The sequence below is a fragment of the Dyella marensis genome (genome assembly GCF_900112865.1).
Classification (GTDB): domain Bacteria; phylum Pseudomonadota; class Gammaproteobacteria; order Xanthomonadales; family Rhodanobacteraceae; genus Dyella_D; species Dyella_D marensis_A.
This window is the reverse complement of record NZ_FONH01000004.1, coordinates 310906-325555: the sequence shown is the minus strand read 5'-3', so window position 1 is coordinate 325555 and position 14650 is coordinate 310906. Positions and strand designations below refer to the sequence as shown.

The following is a 14650-nucleotide window of genomic DNA, read 5'->3' as shown; positions in this document are numbered from 1 at the left end:
AGCCGCGCTTCAAGCGCCGCGATCGGTGCGCAGCGTGCGCAGTTCCTCATCGTGGCCGGCCGCGCCGCGCCCGCTGATCCAGCCGAACAGCGCGATGCCCGCGACGATCAGCACCGCGCCCAGCGCGGCATAGCCGTGCGGCCAGGCTTCGCCCAGCAGCAACCCGCCCAGCAAGGTGGCGAACAACAGCTCCGCCGCCTGCATCGCCTCCACCGCGGCCAGTGCGGTGGGTTCGCTGCGCACCATGTCGGTGGCGCGGAAGAACAGCACGGTGGCGATCACGCCGGACGAAAGCGCCACGCCGCCCGCCAGCAGCACGTCGCGCCACGACGGCGGACCGATCGTGGCCCACGCGATCGCCGCAAACAGCAGCCACAGCGGCCAGCTGCACAGCGTCATGCCGAATACGCGCTGCACCGCGCCCAGCCGCGCGTGGCCATGCTCCAGGTGCAGCAGCAGCATGCGGTTGCCCAGCGGATAGGCGAACGCGGACACCACCACCGCGCCGATCGCCAGCCAGTCGCCCGCGCCCAACCGGCCCTGCGCATGACCCCATTGCAACGCGAACACGCCGGCCACGATCAGCGCGCCGAGCGCCAGCGTGCGCCAGGCCAGCCGGCCGCGCGCGTCGCGATAGATCAGCGGCGCCATCAGCGGACCGGCCAGCACCGTGGTCTGGAAGCTGCCAGCGATCAGCCACGACGGCCCGCTGCTGGCGGCCCAGGTGAGCGGCACGCCAAACAGCACGAAACCCACGCTGCTCCAGGTCAGCCAGGTGCGCGGATGGCGGCGCAGTTCCTGTGGCAATTCGCCGAGGCCGCCCTGCCACGGCAGCACCAGGGCCAGCAGCGGCAAGGTGATCAGGTAACGCAGGATGCCCGCCCAGGCCCAATGCCCGCCGCCGGCGACGAAGCTGCGGTTGAGCACATAGGTCAGCGTGAAGAACAGCGCCGAGCACAGGGCGAGCCCGACGGCGGCGAGAGCGTTGGAGCGCATGGGGAACTCGGATGCGGGCGGAACGGATACCGATCTTAGGCGATGCGGCGATCGTGCCGGCGCCTATAGATTCGCTTTCAGATCGGCGAGCGTGACCATCAGCAGCAGCGGATCGAGCGGCGAAGGATCGAAACCCACGTGCCGGTAGAAATCGCGCGCTTCATCGCTGAGCGCGTGCACGAGCATGCCGCGGATACCGATCGCATCGGCGGCCTGGCAGGTGCGCAGGCAGGCATCGCGCACCAGCGCGCGGCCCAGTCCCTGGCCCCGCCATGCGCGATCCACGGCCAGCCGTCCCAGCACCACCACCGGCACGGGATCGGGCATGTTGCGGCGGAAGCGTCCGGTGGCGACGTCCACCGTCACCGCGCTGGAAGCCAGGGCGTAATAGGCGACGGCGCGGCGACCTGCGCACGCGACGTAGGTGCGCGAGGCGCCCGATGCCTGGTTGCTCGCTGCACGGCGTTGCAGCCACCGGTCCAGGCTGTCGAGGCCGCAGGCGAAGTGTTCGAGGTCGTGCCGCGCGGACAACGGCTCCGGTGCGGCCAGCGTCACGCCTTGTCCCAGGGGGCCTTGCTGCGCAGCGTCTTGCGCAGGCGCTCGTTGGACTGCGCCGGCGCATCCAGGCGCGTGAGAAAGGCCGCGTAGGCCTCCGGCGCGACCCTGATCACCGCCTGCTCCAGCAGGGCTTCCTCGGCGGCCGCGCGGGCGGCGTCGAGGACAAAGTCGGTGCGGGTCTTGCCCCGCACCTGGGCGGCACGCTCGATCATGCTGCGATCCTCCGGCTTGATGCGAAGGTTCAGCGTATCCCGCTTGGCGGACGAAGGGCTGCGGTCGGTCATGAGAATGGGACTCCAGGCCAGGGCAACAGCCTACCAGGATGTACTGACAATGTCAGTACATCAGTCCCGGCGTCAGGCCTGCAACGGCAGACTCAGCCGCACTTCCAGCCCGCCGCCTTCCGCATTGCGTGCGCTTGCCTCGCCGCCATGCACCTGCGCCACGCGGTTGACGATGGCCAGGCCCAGGCCATGTCCTTCCGCCTTCGGCGCATTGCTGCCGCGGAAGAACGGGCGGAACAGCTGGGGCAGCTCCGCATCGGGCACGCCGGGGCCGTGATCGCGCACGATCACCTCGGCGCGTCCGTGTTCGGCCCGCACGGCCAGCTCCACGCTGCCGCCCTCGGGGCTGTACTTGAGGGCGTTGCCGAGCAGGTTGTCCAGCGCGCGTTCGAGCAGCTGGCCGCTGCCGAGCACCCACGCCGGCGCCTCGATCGCCGCGTTGAGCCGCAGCTGGCGCGCCGAGGTCTCGATCCCTGCCTTGGCAACGCATTCACGCGCCAGCGCGGCCAGGTCCACCGGCTCGCGCTCCATGCCCGGCAGTCCGCCTTCCAGGCGCGACAGCGCCAGCATCTCGCCGGTCATGCGGTCCAGGCGACCGATCTCGCGCTCGGCCTGGGCGAAATACGCGGCGGCCTGCTCGGCCTCGCTGCGCCGGGCCAGGTCCAGGATCAGCTGCAGGCGCGCCAGCGGCGAGCGCAGTTCGTGCGAGAGGTCCTGCAGCACCGCGCGGTCATGCGCGACCAGCGCCTCGATGCGTACGGCCATCGCATCGAAGTCCTGCGCCAGCTGCGACAGCTCGCCAGGACCGCGCCGACCTTCCGGGCCGACCCGCGTCGACAGCTCGCCGGCGGCCATGTGCCGCGCCGCGCGCTGCATGGCCTCCACCGGACGCGCCACGCCGCGCGCGAACCACCAGCCGATCAGCGCGATGAACAGCAGCGACAGCGCAAATTGCACGGCCAGCAGGATCTGGCTGCGCGTCTGCAAGGGAATGCGCGAATGCGTGCGACTGAGCGCAACCAGCTGGCGCGCGTGGCCGTCGGCACCGGTGACCTGCTGCACGGCCAGATAGATGCGCGGATACGGCTGCATCAGCAGATCGTGCCGCGCCGCCAGCCATTGCGGCAGCTGGTCGCGCACGCTGCCCGGCAGGCGGATCGGCACCAGCGCCGTGCCGTTCTCGTACAGCGTGGCATCGACGCCGTCGCGGCGCTGGTCGCGGATCCATGCGTCGAGTCCGTCGGCACCGCCGTTTTCGTAGGCCTCGTTCGCGCTTTCGGCCAGCGCCGTCCAGTTGATCTCCACCGCGGTGGTGTATTCGATGAAGCTGCGCGTGACATAGCCGCCCAGCAACAGCACCGCCAGGTTGGCCAGGACGAACCACACCAGCAGCCGCCAGAACAGCGAGGTCTTGAGCGGATTCATGCCGCCCCCGTGACCAGCACGTAGCCGGCGCCGCGCACCGATTCGATGCGCGGGGCCTGCTCGGAGGCTTCGGCCAGCTTATGGCGCAGCCGGCTGACGTGCACGTCGATGCTGCGGTCGAAGCGTTCCAGTTCGCGCCCCAGCGCCATGCGCGTCAGCGTGGCCTTGTCCACCAGCTGGCCGGCGCGCTGCGCCAGCGCCAGCAACAGGCCGAACTCCGCGCCGGTCAGTGCCAGCTCCACCTCGCCCGCATAGGCGCGCCGCTCGCCCGGCAGCAGGCGCAGCACGCCCACTTCCAGCGTGCCGGCCATGGCCGGCGCATGGCGGCGCAGCTGTGCGCGCACGCGGGCCAGCAGTTCGCGCGGCAGGCACGGCTTGGAGAGGTAATCGTCCGCGCCCAGCTCCAGCCCGATCACCCGGTCCACCGGCTCGCCGCGCGCGGACAGCATGATCACCGGCAGCCGATGCTGCAGGCGCAGCTCGCGCAGGGTTTCCAGGCCGTCGCGGCCGGGCATCATCACATCGAGGATCAGCAGGTCCGGCCGCTGGGATGCGTTGCTGAGGCGCGCCAGGGCTTCCTCGCCGTCGTGGGCCACGTCGACGGCGAAGCCTTCCCGGCGCAGGTATTCGGCCAGCAGGTCGGTGAGGGCGCGGTCGTCGTCGGCTAGGAGAATGCGTTGCATGCAGGGGAGCGGCCGTTGGTTCTTGCGCCATTCAACCGGCGCGGAGGCCCGGTAACTACGGGCTTTACGCTTCTTTACCCACCGGCAAAAAACATACACACGGGGTTGTCGTCAAATACTCCGCAAGTCCCCCCAAACCGAAAGGTGAAACACATGCGCAAGTCCCTCTTCCTCGGCCTGGCCCTCGCCTCCGCCATGACCCTCGGCACCGCGGCGTTCGCGGCCGGTCAGGACGGTGGCCCGCGTTTCGGCGGCCAGCACGGTCACCACGGCTTCGGCATGGCCATGCAGAAGCTCAACCTCACCGACGCGCAGAAAACCAGCATCCACAATCTGGTCAAGAACAGCTTCAGCCAGAACAAGTCCCAGCGCGACGCCCTGCGCTCGCAGCGCCAGGCTTTCGAGTCGATGACGCCGGACCAGGTCGGCTATCAGGCCGCCGCCGCCAGCCTGGCCCAGGCCGAAGCCGCCGCGACGCAGGCCCGCGTGCAGCAGCAGGCCCAGCTGAAGGCGCAGATCTACGCCCTGCTGACCACGCAGCAGAAGGCCCAGTGGGCCACCATGAAGCAGGAGCGCGAGCAGCGCCGCCAGCAGTGGATGCAGTTCAAGGCGCAGCAGAAGGCCGCCGCGTCGAGTTCGTCGACGGCCCAGTAAAGACTTCCTCTGCAGGAAGGGTAGTGCCCCGGTGAAAGCCGCGTCCGCCTCGTGCGGACGCGGCCTTTCTTTTTCTAGACCGGCATCAGCGTCGCACCCGTGGCAGCTACCTGCGCATCCTGCGTGGACTGCATGCCGGAGACGCCGATCGCACCGGCCACCTTGCCGTCCCGGTACAGCGGCAGGCCACCGTCCAGCGGCAACAGGTTGTCCATGCCGAGCAGGCGCAGACCCAGGCCGCCATCGCGCACCGCATCCTCGAACAGCTTCGACGGGCGGCGGAAATTCACCGCCGTCGCGGCTTTCGCCTGCGCCACCGTGATGCTGGCGTGCTGCACGTCGTCCAGCGCATGCAGCATCACCAGATGCCCGCCGCTGCCGACGATGGCGATCGCCATCGGCCAGTCGTTGCGCCGCGCCTCGGCCTGCGCCGCGGCCATCACGCGCGCGGCCTCGTCCAGGGTGATCGGCGCGCCGTACGAAGGCGGCCGGCTCATGCGCGCACCTCGGCGAGGAAATCGCGCAGCAGCGGCAGCACGAGGTCCGGCCGCTCGATGTTCACGTGATGGCCGGCATCCGGCACCCGGACCAGGCGCGCATCCGGCAAGCCCGCGGCCAGGCATTCGGACAGTTCGATCACTTCCGGCTGGTCTTCCTCGCCGACGATCAGCAGCACGGGCATGCGCAGTTCCGCCAGCCGCTCCGGTGCCGGTACTTGCGGATTGCGCTGCAGGGAAGCGTGCTTCCAATAGCCATCCGCGCAGCCGAAATTCCATTCGCTCATCGCGGCGATGCGCCTGCGTGCGTCCCCACGGGTTTGCTCCGACGCACGACGCGGACCATCGAGGAAGGCGCGCAGCGATGTCTCCAGCAGGGCCGCTGGATCGCCGCTCTGCACTGCCGCCCAGAACGCCAGCGCCTCTGGCGTACGCGTGGCGTAGTAGCCCCAGTAGCCGGCGCCGATCAGCGCGAGCGCGCTCACGCGTTCCGGCTGCGCCAGCGCGAAATCGAAGGCCGTGCCGGCGCCGCCGGAGCAGCCGATCAAGGCGGTGCGCTGGATGCCGCTGGCGTCGAGCACGTTTGCCAGATCGTCATGATGCGAGAACGGCGCATCCGGCATTGACGAACGGCCGAAGCCGCGCAGGTCGTAGCGCAGCACGCGATGGTCGTCGGCGAGCGCGCCGAACTCTTCGTCCCACTGGCCGCTGTCCACCAGGAAACCATGCAGCATCGCCACGGCATCGCCGCGCCCCGCCAGCTCGGCGTGGAAATGCACGCCGCCGGCCTCGATCCAGCGTACCTGCGGCGCGCCGGATTTCCTGTGCGAGAAAGTCATCGACATGCAGGCATCTCCTCAGCGGCTGGCGCGCACGTCGCGCGCTTCCACCGCATCCACCCATACCGGCGGCGCGTAGCCGGCCGGCTTGTCGCCCACCGCCACGCCACCGTGGATGCGCGTCTGCTGGCGGTCGACGAACATGTAGTACGGGAACGGCGCGTCCGGTGCGCTGGCTTCGTCCAGGCGCGCGCGCAGCGCGTCCGGCAAGCTGAAATCGAGTGCCCCCAGATTGTCGTCCAGCTGCGCCAGCCTGGTCGCGCCGACGATCAGCGACGCGATGCCCGGCCGGTTCGCCGCCCAGTTCAGCGCCACCTGCGCCATGCTGCGCCCGCTCTCGCGCGCCACCTCCTCCAGCGCGGCGACGATGCGCCAGTTGCGCTCGGTGAAGCGCTCGAAGCCCGGCGCCGCGGTGACCTTGGCCAGGCGGCCCTCGCCTTCCCCGCCGGCCTGGCTCGGCCGGTACTTGCCCGACAGCAGGCCCATGCCCAGCGGGCTCCACGCGGTGATGCCCATGCCCAGCTCGATGGCCAGCGGCACGAACTCGTGCTCGATATGCCGCTCGACCATGGAGTACTCCAGCTGCAGGTTCACCAGCGGCGTCAAGGCATGCGCCTCGGCGAAGGTCTGCGCCCGCGCGGCATACCAGGCCGGCGTATCGGACAGGCCGGCGTAGCGGATCTTGCCGGCGCGCACCAGATCGTCCAGCGTGCGCACCACTTCCTCGGCGGGCGTGAGGCGGTCCCAGGTATGCAGCAGGTAGAGATCGATGTAGTCGGTGCGCAGGCGGCGCAGCGAACCCTCCACCGCACGCATGATGTTCTTGCGTCCGTTGCCGCCGGCGTTGGGATTGCCGGGCTGCGCGTTGTAGCTGAACTTGGTCGAGATCACCACGCGATCGCGCACGCCGGCCTGCTCCACGAACTTGCCGAGCAGGCTCTCGCTGCTGCCTTCGGTATACATGTCGGCGGTGTCGATGAAATTGCCGCCGGCTTCCAGATAGCGATCGAACATGGCGCGCGCGGTGTCCTCCGCGGCGCCCCAGCCCCAGTCCTCGCCGAAGGTCATGGTGCCGAGCGAGAGGCGGCTGACGCGCAGGCCGGAGCGGCCGAGGGTGTAGTAGCGATCGAGCGACATGGGGTGATCCTCCGGTTGGGATGGAGGAAGTCTGGCTCTTGCCATTGCGTAGAAAAATACGGATTCTTTTGATGCGTTATTTAGGATTCCTAATCAATGCGCGACGACCACTCCCCCGCCCTGCGCGCTTTCCACCTGATCGCCCGCTACGGCAGCTTCACCCGTGCCGCCGCCGACATGGAGGTCACCGCCTCCGCGCTGAGCCAGACCATGCGCCAGCTCGAGCAGCGCCTCGGCGTGCGCCTGCTGCAGCGGACCACGCGCAAGGTCGGCCTGACCGAGGCCGGCCGGCAGTTCCTGCAACGCATCACGCCGGCGCTTGCCGCCATCGACGACGCGCTGGACGAACTGCGCCAGCACGGCGACCGCCCCGCCGGCACCTTGCGCGTGACGGTGCCCGAGATCGTGCTGGACTGGCTGGTGGCGCCGATGCAGGCGGACTTCCTGCGGCGCTGGCCGGACGTGACGCTGGACATCGACGTCACCGGCGGCCTGGTGGATCTGGTGGCCGACGGCTACGACTGCGGCATCCGCCTGGGCGAGCGCGTGGCGCGTGACATGGTGGCGGTGCCGCTGGGCGGCAAGCTGCGTTCGATCGTGGCGGCCACGCCGGCCTATCTGGACCGGCACGGGCGGCCGCAGCATCCGCGCGACCTGCAGAACCATGCCTGCATCCGCAACCGCTACGTCAGCAGCGGCGCGATCTATCGCTGGGAGTTCGCGCAGCGCGGGCGCTGGTTTGATATCGAGGTGGGCGGGCCGTTGATCGTCAACGATCCGTCGCTGGCCATTCGCGCCGCGCTGGACGGATTGGGCCTGACCCACACGGTGGAGCCGGCGGTGCGCGAACATCTCACCGCCGGCCGCCTGGAAACCGTGCTGGATACCTGGCTGCCGCCGTACGACGGCTTCTATCTGTATTACCCCAGCCGCTTCCAGGTGCCGCCCAAGCTGCGCGCGTTCATCGACTTCCTGCGCGAGCGGATGGCGGCTCAGCGATAACGGTAATGGCCTTCGACCCACACGTGCGGACCCGACCAGTAGCCAGGCACCCAGACGCGACCGCGCGCGGGGACGACGATGCAGCCGCTCAGCGCGGCGGTGGCGGCAAGCAAGGCGGTGCAGAGGAAGATCTTGGTCCGGCCCATGACGTGCTCCGAGTGGAGAGGTGGGCAGGAAAACGAAAGATGTGAAACGGCGATGACGAAGCGGCGTGCGGATCGATGCCGCGCGTTCAGGCCGCGAGGGGATGGCGTTCAGCCTGCAACGCCATCCCCGTCGATGATGCAGCGCGACGTCAGGTCCAGCGGCTGTAGGTACTGCCGAATGCTATCCGCCCCGCCCCCAGCAACATCACCGCGATGGCGCCGCCCAGGTACATGCCCTGCAGTTCCAGCGCCCAGCCGCCGGTATCGGCCAGCGACATGAACTGGCTGCTATGCACCAGCAGCAAGGCCACCACCATGTTGACCGCGATGATCAGCGCGCCGATGCGCGTCCACAGGCCCAGGATCAACAACACCGGCGCCACCACTTCGCCGACGTAGACGCCGTAGGCGAGAAACGACGGCAAGCCCTGCTGCGCCAGCGCCTGCACCACGAAGCCGGGACCGTGGATCAGCTTGGACACGCCGTGGAACAGGATCAGCGCGCCCAGCACCACGCGCAGGACCAGCTTGCCCAGTTCGTTGGATGATGACTGCATGTGAAGGCTCCCCGCCCGAAGAAGCGGCCGCCCCGCGCGGCCGCGCCTCGCCACACTAATTCAGCACGCCGCGGCGGCGCCAGTTCAGGCCTGCGCCAGGCGCTCGACCACCGCGCGGTAGCGGGCCGCGATGCCGGCCTCGTCATGGTGGCGGAAATCGCGCACCACCCAGCGGCCGCCGCACATCACGTGGCGCACCAGCGGGGTATTGCCGGCGAACAGGAAGCTGTCCAGCAGCGAGCGCGCATCGCGCGCGGCCAGCAACGGCGATTCGTCGTCCAGCACCAGCAGGTCGGCACGCGCGGCGGCGCGCAGCTCGCCCACCGGCAGGCCGGCGGCGCGCGCACCACCCCGCAACGCGGCGCGCCACAGGGTTTCGCCGACGCTGTCGCCCTCGCGCCGCGCGGCGATGTTGCGGTGGCGCGTGGACAGGCGCTGGCCGTATTCCAGCCAGCGCAGTTCTTCGACCGGCGAGATCGAGATGTGCGAATCCGAACCGATGCCGAGCACGCCCTTCGCGTCGAGGTAATCGCTCAGCGGGAACAGGCCGTCGCCGAGATTCGCCTCGGTGGTCGGGCACAGGCCGGCCACCGCTCCACTGCGCGCCAGGCGCGAGGTTTCGTGGCCGGTGAGATGGGTGGCGTGCACCAGGGTCCAGCGCGCATCCACCGGTGCATGATCGAGCAGCCATTCGACCGGACGCGCGCCGCGCGTGGCCAGGCAATCCTGCACTTCGCCGATCTGCTCGGCGATATGGATATGGACCGGCAGGTCCTGCGCGATGCGGGTGGCGAGCAGGCCGCGCATCGCCTCTTCCGGCACCGCGCGCAGCGAATGCAGCGCGATGCCGATGCGCAGGCCGTCGCCTTCGTGGCGGCGCAGCGCTTCGAGCAGGCGCACGTAGGAAGACAGGTCGTTGCCGAAACGGCGCTGCCGTGCGCTCAGCGGCCGTCCGTCGAAGCCGCCGGTCATGTACAGCACCGGTAGCAGGGTCAAGGTGATGCCGGTCTCGCGCGCCGCTTCGATCAAGGCCAGCGACATCGCTTCCGGCTGCGCGTAAGGCGTGCCGTCCGGCTGGTGATGCAGATAGTGGAACTCGCACACCTGCGTATAGCCGGCCTTGAGCATCTCCACGTAAAGCTGCGCGGCGATGGCCTTCAGTTCCTCCGGGCCGATCGCCGCGGCAAACGCATACATGGTTTCGCGCCAGGTCCAGAAGCTGTCGTCGCTCCTCCCCTTGCGCTCGGCCAATCCCGCCATGGCGCGCTGGAACGCATGCGAATGCAGATTGGGCATGCCCGGCAGCACCCAGGCGCCGAGTCGTTCAGCCTCGCCCTCGGGCGGCGCGACGTGGCCGCTGGCGTCGACCGCGAAGGCACCGTCGGCGCTCCACCCGTCGGCCAGCCAGAGCTGGTCGGCGCTGTAAGTGCGGGTGGCGTCGCTCATCGGCTCAGGCTCCGTGGGGATGCGCGAAGTGTAACCGGCCCTGCACACAGCGCTACGGCATAATGCGCGGCATGGCCAAGAAGAATGAGAACTCTCCGAAGCTGCTGGTACGCCAGGCGCGACCGGCCGACGTCCCCGCCCTGGTCGAACTCACCGGCCGCGTCTACACGCCCGAGTGGGGGCACTCGGCCGAGATGCTGCGCTCGCAGCAGACGCATTTCCCCGAAGGCCAGTTCGTCGTCGAATACGAAGGGCGCGTCGTCGGCTACTGCGCCACCTTCCGCATCGACGAAGCCAGCGCGCTGGCGCCGCATACCTGGATGCAGATCACCGGCGGCGGCATGGGCTCGCGCCACAAGCCGGACGGCAACTGGCTGTACGGCATGGAAGTGGTGGTGCATGCGGACTACCGCGGCATGCGCATCGGCCAGCGCCTGTACCAGGCGCGCAAGCGGCTGTGCACGGACCTGAAGCTGCGTGGCATCGTGTTCGGCGGGCGCGTTCCCGGCCTGGCCCGCGCGATCCAGCGCTACGGCAGTGCCGAGGCCTATGTGCAGGCAGTGGTGGAAGGCAGGCGGCGCGACCCCACCCTGAGCTTCCAGCTGTCCAACGATTTCCAGGTGATCGGCGTGCTGCGCGGTTATGTGCCGTCGGACTACGACTCGCTGGGCTATGCCGCGCACCTGGTGTGGCGCAACCCGCAGCTGCTCAACCAGCCGGACGTGCCCTCGATTCCCTCGCCGCAGCGCCTGCCCGATTCGGTGCGCGTGGCCTCGGTGCAATACCTGCAGCGCCGCATCAAGTCGTTCGAGGAATTCGCCACCCAGGTGGAGTACTTCACCGACATCGCGGCGGACTACAGCGCGGACTTCGTCACCTTCCCCGAGCTGATCACCCTGCAGCTGCTGTCGATCGAGAACGCCGAGCTGTCGCCGGTCGAATCGATCCGCAAGCTCAGCCATTACACGCCGCAGGTGAAGGAGCTCTTCAGCCGGCTGGCCGTGCACTACAACATCAACATCATCGCCGGCTCGCATCCCACCGAGCAGCCCAACGGCGACATCCACAACGTCTGCTACGTGTGCCTGCGCGACGGCTCGATCCACGAGCGCGAGAAGCTGCACCCCACGCCCAGCGAACGCACGGTGTGGAACATCACCGGCGGCGACACCGCCGCCACGATCCAGACCGACTGCGGCCCGATCGGCGTGATGATCTGCTACGACTCCGAATTCCCGGAAGTCGCGCGCCATCTCACCGACCAGGGCGCGCTGATCCTGTTCGTGCCGTTCTGCACCGACGTGCGCGAGGGCTACCTGCGCGTGCGCTATTGCTCGCAGGCACGCGCGATCGAGAATCAGTGCTACGTGGTGCTGTCGGGCAACGTAGGCAACCTGCCCGGCGTGAACAACTTCGACATCCAGTACGGGCAGAGCTGCATCCTCACGCCCAGCGACTTCCCGTTCGCACGCGACGGCATCGCCGCCGACTCGACCCCGAACATCGAGACCGTGCTGTTCGCCGACCTGCGCCTGGAAAGCCTGGCCCGCGCGCGCAATGCCGGCGCGGTGCAGAACCTCAAGGACCGCCGCTTCGACCTGTACGAAACGCGCTGGACCACCAAGCGCGATTCCAAGCCGTGAGCGAACGCGATACGGAAACGCCCTCCGGCCGCTTCCAGCGGCTGGCCGATTCGGGTCTGTTTTCGCCGGTGCAATGGCGCCGGCGCGTGCTGTTCTGGACCGGCGCGGTGGTCGTCGGCCTGGCCGCGGTCGGTTTCGCCCAGGCCGCCGACTACGCCTACGGGCTGTTCCATCGCATGGCGGAACACAGCCGCTGGTCGGCCTTCCTGGTGACGCCGGCGATGTTCGCCCTGCTCGCCTGGCTCACCGCCGGCGCGCTCAAGCCCACGCGCGGCTCGGGCATCCCGCAGGCGATCGCGGCGCTGAAGGTCGAAGACGAAGGCTTCCGCACGAGCCTGCTGTCGCTGCGCGTGGCGCTGGGCAAGATGGCGCTGACCCTGGCCGCGCTGCTCGGCGGCGCCTCGGTAGGCCGCGAAGGACCGACCGTGCATGTCGGCGCGGGGCTGCTGTATTCGCTGGGCCGGCGCTTCGGCTTCGCCGACGCCGCCGCGGCGGGGCGTTTCATTCTCGCCGGCGCTGCCGCTGGCCTCGCCGCCGCGTTCAACACGCCGCTGGCCGGTGTCGTATTCGCCATCGAGGAAATGAGCGGCGCGTTCGAGCACCGCATGAGCGGCATCCTGCTGACCGCGGTGATCATCGCGGGCGTGGTGTCGCTGGGCATCCTGGGCAACTACGCGTATTTCGGCCGCCTGGACATCGGCCTGCCGCTGGGCCGCGCGTGGTGGGCGGTGCTCGCCACCGGCATCGGCTGCGGCCTGGCCGGCGGCCTGTTCGCGCGGCTGATCCTGCCGCACGACCGCGGTCTGCGCGGCGCCATGGGCCGCATACGCGCGCGCTATCCGGTGCTGTTCGCGGCGGGCTGCGGACTCGCCCTGGTGCTGCTCAGCCAGCTCACGCACACCGGGCTCTATGGCACCGGCTATGCGCAGGCCAAGGCGATCCTGGAAGGACAGCACGAGACGGTGAGCTCGTTCGGTGCGCTGAAATTCCTGGGCAATATCGCCTCGTACTGGGCCGGCATCCCCGGCGGCATCTTCTCGCCCGCGCTGGCGGTGGGCGCCGGCCTGGGCGACAACATCGCGGCGCTGGTGCCCGGTGCGGATGCATCGGCCGTGGTGCTGCTGGCGATGGCGGCGTATCTGTCCGGCGTGACGCAGGCGCCGCTCACCGCCACGGTGATCTCCATGGAACTGACCGCCAACCAGCAGATGGCGCTGCCGATCATGGCCACCTGCCTGCTGGCGCGCGCCGCCTCGTCGCTGCTGTGCCGCAAGCCGGTGTACCGCGCGCTGGCCGACCGGCTGATCGAAGGCTATGAGCTGGAACTGGCGCGGCGCGAGGTGCCAGCGCCCTCTTCCGGCATAGCCGAAAGCGAATCGCCGCTGGTGGAAGATCCCGCCACGCCCATGCCCACTGATCTGCCCTCCGACAAGCGCGAACCGACATGAACACCGCATCCTGGGATCTGCTGCTGACCGGCGCGACGCTGGCCACTTTCGATGGCGGGCAGCCGTACGGGTTGATCGAGGACGGTGCGCTCGCCATGGCCGGCGGGCGCATCGCGTGGATCGGGCCGCGTGCGCAGCTTCCTGCCGACGCGCAAGCGCGTGCCGCCTCGGTCGAACACCTCGACGGCGCGCTGGTGACGCCTGGCCTGGTCGATTGCCACACGCACCTGGTCTTCGGCGGCGACCGCGCGCACGAGTTCGACCTGCGCCTCAACGGCGCCAGCTACGAGGAAATCGCGCGTGCCGGCGGCGGTATCGCCTCCACCGTGAAGGCCACGCGCGAGGCGGACGAAGACGAGCTGTTCACGCAGGCGCTGCCGCGCGCCCGCGCGCTGCTCGCCGACGGCGTCACCACGCTCGAGATCAAGTCCGGCTACGGACTGGAACTGGAGAGCGAGCGGCGCATGCTGCGCGTAGCGCGGCGGCTGGGCGAGGCGCTGGGCATCGGCGTGCGCACCAGCTTCCTCGGCCTGCATGCGCTGCCGGCCGAATACCGGGAGGATCGCGACGGCTACGTCGCGCTGGTGTGCGACCGGATCTTGCCCGCGCTGGCGGCGGAGGGACTGGTCGATGCGGTGGATGCGTTCTGCGAAGGCATCGGCTTCACCCGCGAAGAGACGCGCCGCGTGTTCGAGCGCGCCCGTTCGCTCGGCCTGCCCGTCAAGCTGCATGCCGAACAGCTGTCCAATCTGGAAGGCGCGGCGCTGGTGGCCGAATACGATGGGCTTTCCGCCGATCACCTGGAGTACCTGAGCGAGGACGGCGTGCGCGCGATGGCGGCGAAGGGCACCGTGGCGGTGCTGTTGCCGGGCGCGTTCTATGCGTTGCGGGAGACGAAACTGCCGCCGATCGCCGCCTTGCGCGAACACGGCGTGGCGATGGCCGTGGCGACCGACTGCAACCCGGGCACCTCGCCCCTGCTTTCGCTGCGCCTGGCCGCCGGCATGGCGTGCACCTTGTTCCGCCTCACGCCGGAAGAGGCGCTGCGTGGTGTAACGGTGCATGCGGCGCGTGCATTGGGCCTGGACGATCGCGGCACGCTCGCCGTGGGGCAGCGTGCGGATCTGGTGGTATGGCAGGTGCAGCGGCCGGCGGAGCTGTGCTACTGGATCGGCGGCGGGCTGGTGCGTGCGGTGTACTGCGGCGGTCGCCGGATCGAAACCGCCTGAAGCGTTCGCCGCGGCATGGCGGTGCTTTCTGAACATTCCGATCGGGCCTCTCGATAGCCTGCCCATGCAATCCGCACCGGGGCGTGCGGATGCGTGCAGGAGGCAC

Annotated in this window: 16 protein-coding genes; 5 read left to right on the top strand and 11 right to left on the bottom strand. The window is 69.4% G+C overall.

All coding sequences use genetic code 11. From position 1 onward, the window contains the following. Positions 1-9: 9 nt before the first annotated feature. The 5 genes from BM172_RS09365 to BM172_RS09345 all read right to left on the bottom strand — a co-directional run bounded on the left by BM172_RS09365 (position 10) and on the right by BM172_RS09345 (position 3946). Positions 10-996 (bottom strand): multidrug resistance efflux transporter family protein, encoded by a 987-nt coding sequence (locus BM172_RS09365; protein ID WP_026633182.1) that lies wholly within the window; start codon positions 994-996, stop codon positions 10-12. A gap of 63 nt (positions 997-1059) precedes the next feature. Then, on the bottom strand, positions 1060-1551 hold the full coding sequence (locus BM172_RS09360; RefSeq protein ID WP_026633181.1) for a GNAT family N-acetyltransferase: 492 nt from the start codon (positions 1549-1551) through the stop codon (positions 1060-1062). Then, entirely contained in the window at positions 1548-1838 is a 291-nt protein-coding gene (locus BM172_RS09355) for a type II toxin-antitoxin system TacA family antitoxin (RefSeq protein ID WP_026633180.1), read from the bottom strand. The genes BM172_RS09360 and BM172_RS09355 overlap by 4 nt, the downstream gene beginning before the upstream one ends. A 72-nt stretch (positions 1839-1910) precedes the next feature. Continuing rightward, the gene (locus BM172_RS09350) at positions 1911-3263 is read right to left on the bottom strand and encodes a sensor histidine kinase (protein ID WP_026633179.1); all 1353 of its coding nucleotides are present in this window, start codon (positions 3261-3263) and stop codon (positions 1911-1913) included. Next, the gene (locus BM172_RS09345; RefSeq protein ID WP_026633178.1) at positions 3260-3946 is read right to left on the bottom strand and encodes a response regulator; all 687 of its coding nucleotides are present in this window, start codon (positions 3944-3946) and stop codon (positions 3260-3262) included. The genes BM172_RS09350 and BM172_RS09345 overlap by 4 nt, the downstream gene beginning before the upstream one ends. A gap of 153 nt (positions 3947-4099) precedes the next feature. Between BM172_RS09345 and BM172_RS09340 the strand changes: the two genes are divergently transcribed. Continuing rightward, entirely contained in the window at positions 4100-4600 is a 501-nt protein-coding gene (locus BM172_RS09340) for a Spy/CpxP family protein refolding chaperone (RefSeq protein WP_026633177.1), read from the top strand. Between the two features lie 74 nt (positions 4601-4674). Here the strand turns inward: BM172_RS09340 and BM172_RS09335 are convergent, their stop codons facing one another. The 3 genes from BM172_RS09335 to BM172_RS09325 are packed head-to-tail and all read right to left on the bottom strand — an operon-like array spanning position 4675 to position 7073. Continuing rightward, positions 4675-5097, bottom strand: a complete 423-nt coding sequence (locus BM172_RS09335; RefSeq protein WP_026633176.1) for a GlcG/HbpS family heme-binding protein — start codon at positions 5095-5097, stop codon at positions 4675-4677. Further along, complete coding sequence (locus BM172_RS09330) at positions 5094-5942, bottom strand: alpha/beta fold hydrolase (RefSeq protein WP_051548275.1); 849 nt, start codon at positions 5940-5942, stop codon at positions 5094-5096. Before BM172_RS09330 ends, BM172_RS09335 begins: the two co-directional genes overlap by 4 nt. Before the next feature lie 12 nt (positions 5943-5954). Continuing rightward, entirely contained in the window at positions 5955-7073 is a 1119-nt protein-coding gene (locus BM172_RS09325) for an aldo/keto reductase (RefSeq protein WP_026633175.1), read from the bottom strand. 96 nt (positions 7074-7169) lie between these two features. On the opposite strand from BM172_RS09325, the gene BM172_RS09320 reads away from it, so the two are divergent. Then, positions 7170-8075 (top strand): LysR family transcriptional regulator, encoded by a 906-nt coding sequence (locus BM172_RS09320; protein WP_026633174.1) that lies wholly within the window; start codon positions 7170-7172, stop codon positions 8073-8075. Here BM172_RS09320 and BM172_RS22495 read toward each other — a convergent pair. The 3 genes from BM172_RS22495 to BM172_RS09310 form a co-directional block, all read right to left on the bottom strand. Continuing rightward, a complete protein-coding gene (locus BM172_RS22495) occupies positions 8066-8221 on the bottom strand; it encodes a hypothetical protein (protein WP_177218805.1) in 156 nt (51 codons plus the stop codon). The two genes, BM172_RS09320 and BM172_RS22495, sit on opposite strands and share 10 nt — an antisense overlap. 149 nt (positions 8222-8370) lie before the next feature. Further along, positions 8371-8778 carry a DoxX family protein gene (locus BM172_RS09315; RefSeq protein WP_026633173.1) on the bottom strand — a complete coding sequence of 136 codons (408 nt, stop codon included), beginning with the start codon at positions 8776-8778 and terminating at the stop codon, positions 8371-8373. 84 nt (positions 8779-8862) lie between these two features. Further along, on the bottom strand, positions 8863-10224 hold the full coding sequence (locus tag BM172_RS09310) for a formimidoylglutamate deiminase (RefSeq protein ID WP_026633172.1): 1362 nt from the start codon (positions 10222-10224) through the stop codon (positions 8863-8865). 71 nt (positions 10225-10295) lie between these two features. On the opposite strand from BM172_RS09310, the gene BM172_RS09305 reads away from it, so the two are divergent. From BM172_RS09305 to hutI, 3 genes are read left to right on the top strand one after another with little or no spacing between them, the layout of a single operon-like run. Beyond that, positions 10296-11867, top strand: coding sequence for a bifunctional GNAT family N-acetyltransferase/carbon-nitrogen hydrolase family protein (locus tag BM172_RS09305; RefSeq protein WP_026633171.1), 1572 nt, complete (start codon positions 10296-10298; stop codon positions 11865-11867). Further along, entirely contained in the window at positions 11864-13315 is a 1452-nt protein-coding gene (locus BM172_RS09300) for a chloride channel protein (RefSeq protein WP_026633170.1), read from the top strand. Before BM172_RS09305 ends, BM172_RS09300 begins: the two co-directional genes overlap by 4 nt. Beyond that, positions 13312-14544 carry an imidazolonepropionase gene (hutI, locus tag BM172_RS09295; protein ID WP_026633169.1) on the top strand — a complete coding sequence of 411 codons (1233 nt, stop codon included), beginning with the start codon at positions 13312-13314 and terminating at the stop codon, positions 14542-14544. Before BM172_RS09300 ends, hutI begins: the two co-directional genes overlap by 4 nt. The last annotated feature ends 106 nt before the right edge of the window (positions 14545-14650 follow it).

Bases quoted from the DNA above. Each gene is read 5' to 3' on its own strand.
- BM172_RS09350 (WP_026633179.1), bottom strand. From the start codon at position 3,263: ATGAATCCGCTCAAGACCTCGCTGTTCTGGCGGCTGCTGGTGTGGTTC.
- BM172_RS09355 (WP_026633180.1), bottom strand. From the start codon at position 1,838: ATGACCGACCGCAGCCCTTCGTCCGCCAAGCGGGATACGCTGAACCTT.
- BM172_RS09345 (WP_026633178.1), bottom strand. From the start codon at position 3,946: ATGCAACGCATTCTCCTAGCCGACGACGACCGCGCCCTCACCGACCTG.
- BM172_RS22495 (WP_177218805.1), bottom strand. From the start codon at position 8,221: ATGGGCCGGACCAAGATCTTCCTCTGCACCGCCTTGCTTGCCGCCACC.
- hutI (WP_026633169.1), top strand. From the start codon at position 13,312: ATGAACACCGCATCCTGGGATCTGCTGCTGACCGGCGCGACGCTGGCC.
- BM172_RS09315 (WP_026633173.1), bottom strand. From the start codon at position 8,778: ATGCAGTCATCATCCAACGAACTGGGCAAGCTGGTCCTGCGCGTGGTG.
- BM172_RS09310 (WP_026633172.1), bottom strand. From the start codon at position 10,224: ATGAGCGACGCCACCCGCACTTACAGCGCCGACCAGCTCTGGCTGGCC.
- BM172_RS09365 (WP_026633182.1), bottom strand. From the start codon at position 996: ATGCGCTCCAACGCTCTCGCCGCCGTCGGGCTCGCCCTGTGCTCGGCG.
- BM172_RS09305 (WP_026633171.1), top strand. From the start codon at position 10,296: ATGGCCAAGAAGAATGAGAACTCTCCGAAGCTGCTGGTACGCCAGGCG.
- BM172_RS09325 (WP_026633175.1), bottom strand. From the start codon at position 7,073: ATGTCGCTCGATCGCTACTACACCCTCGGCCGCTCCGGCCTGCGCGTC.
- BM172_RS09330 (WP_051548275.1), bottom strand. From the start codon at position 5,942: ATGTCGATGACTTTCTCGCACAGGAAATCCGGCGCGCCGCAGGTACGC.
- BM172_RS09340 (WP_026633177.1), top strand. From the start codon at position 4,100: ATGCGCAAGTCCCTCTTCCTCGGCCTGGCCCTCGCCTCCGCCATGACC.
- BM172_RS09320 (WP_026633174.1), top strand. From the start codon at position 7,170: ATGCGCGACGACCACTCCCCCGCCCTGCGCGCTTTCCACCTGATCGCC.
- BM172_RS09335 (WP_026633176.1), bottom strand. From the start codon at position 5,097: ATGAGCCGGCCGCCTTCGTACGGCGCGCCGATCACCCTGGACGAGGCC.